Annotated in this window: 2 protein-coding genes; one reads left to right on the plus strand and one right to left on the minus strand. The window is 76.1% G+C overall.

Annotated features, from left to right (window positions below; genetic code table 11):
• Window positions 1-106: 106 nt before the first annotated feature.
• Window positions 107-1054: a homocysteine S-methyltransferase gene (mmuM, locus tag AOK09_RS36210; protein ID WP_055591415.1), complete on the minus strand. Its 948-nt coding sequence runs from the start codon at window positions 1052-1054 to the stop codon at window positions 107-109.
• A 373-nt stretch (window positions 1055-1427) separates the two neighbouring features.
• On the opposite strand from mmuM, the gene AOK09_RS36215 reads away from it, so the two are divergent.
• On the plus strand, window positions 1428-1807 hold a 380-nt coding region (locus tag AOK09_RS36215; RefSeq protein WP_055591416.1), incomplete at its 3' end, for an NUDIX domain-containing protein.

Here is a 1807-nt window from a genome sequence, read left to right on the forward strand (position 1 = left end):
ATTCTTCCCAAGAGTCTGCCAGGAGAGAGGCGTTCACTCCATCTCCGCGGCAGCGGCGATCACCGGTACATCCACACGGAACCGGACCAAACGGACACGGTGTGGCTCACGCCGCACCCCCGCCCCCGCGCCCGGACACCACCAGCCCCGCCAGATCGGCGATCGCCGCAGGCCCGACCCGGCAGCACCCGCCCAGCAGCCGCGCCCCCGCGGCGGTCCACTGCGACACCTGCCGCGGATCGAAGGCCGACCGGCCCCGCCAGGCGCGCGCCCCGGTGTCCCACGCCTCCCCGCTGTTGGGGTACACCACCACCGGCTTCCCGGTGACGGCCGCCGCCAGCGCCACCGCGGGCCCCGCATCCCCGGGGGCGCAGCAGTTCACCCCCACCGCCACCACCTCCTCGGCCTCCGCGGCCAGGGCGAAGGCCTCCGCCAGCGGCTGCCCCGCCCGGGTACGGCCGCCCGCCACGCTGTACGACAGCCAGGCCGGCACGCCCAGCCCCCGCACGGCCCGCAGCAGCGCCCGCGCCTCGTCCGCGTCCGGCACCGTCTCCAGCGCCAGCACATCCGGCGCCGCCTCCGCCAGCGCCTCCAGCCGCGGCCGGTGGAACCGCTCCAGCTCGGCGACGGACAGCCCGTAGCGGCCCCGGTACTCCGAACCGTCCGCCAGCATCGCCCCGTACGGGCCCACCGAGGCCGCCACCCACAGCGGCCGCCGCACCCCCGCCGACCGGGCCCGCTCCGCGGCCTCCCGGCCCAGCTCCACACTGCGGCGCAGCAGCCCGGCGGCCGCGCCGCGGCCGATGCCGCGCCGGGCGAACCCCTCGAAGGTGGCCTGATAGCTCGCGGTGATCACCACATCGGCCCCGGCGGCGAAGTACGCCGCATGCGCCCCCACGACCGCCTCCGGCCGGTCGGCCAGCAGCCGCGCCGACCACAGGGCGTCCGACAGGTCGTGGCCGGCGGCCTCCAGCTGGTTGGAGAGACCGCCGTCCAGCACCAGCGGGCCGGCGGCCAGCGCGTCGGCGAGCAGCGGAACGGTGGGGGTCGCCATGGCCCCCACCGTAGTCCGCGGATCAGCCGGAGCAGCCCGCGAAGATCCCGGAGAACCCGTACGGCGACCGGGCGATGTCGGTGCACAGGTGCAGCGCGCCGGTGCAGACGTGGCGGTCCCGGCTCGACTCCCGGAAGGCCGGACCGGCTGCCGGGCGTCCGCCCGGTCGGAGACCTGGCCCTCGTCGTTCCGCCCCGGCATGGGGGTGACCCCCACCCTGGCCCACAGCTGGACGTCGGTGCGTCCCCGACAGAGCGAGCCCGGCGCGCCGGCTCCGGAAAGGTCGATACCAGCTGCGCCTGGCCTGCGCATGACCGCACGATCCGACGCACCGTCAAGAGCTCCGTACAAGGCCGGCGCTACCCTGCGGTCCATGGCCAACGACCAGGTCTCCCACTGCAACCGCTGCGGGGGCCGCTACCCCTCCGGCACCACCGCCTGGCCCCGCCGCTGCCCCGGCTGCGGCGTCCTCGCCTACCGCAACCCGCTTCCGGTCGCCGTCGCCCTGCTCCCCGTACGCACCCCCGACCGCTCCCTCGCCCTCACCGTGATCCGCCGCACCATCGAACCCCGCCGCGGTCTCCTCGCCCTGCCCGGCGGCTTCATCGACCACGGCGAGACCTGGCAGCAGGCCGTCACCCGCGAACTCGCCGAGGAGACCGGCATCCACGCCGACCCCGACCGGGTCCGCCTCGCCGACGCCCTCACCGACACCGAGGGCGGCTATCTGCTGCTCTTCGGACTCCTGCCCCC

Origin of the sequence: Peterkaempfera griseoplana, from assembly GCF_001418575.1 — a bacterium.
Classification (GTDB): Bacteria; Actinomycetota; Actinomycetes; order Streptomycetales; family Streptomycetaceae; genus Peterkaempfera; species Peterkaempfera griseoplana.

Bases quoted from the DNA above. Each gene is read 5' to 3' on its own strand.
- mmuM (WP_055591415.1), bottom strand. From the start codon at position 1,054: ATGGCGACCCCCACCGTTCCGCTGCTCGCCGACGCGCTGGCCGCCGGC.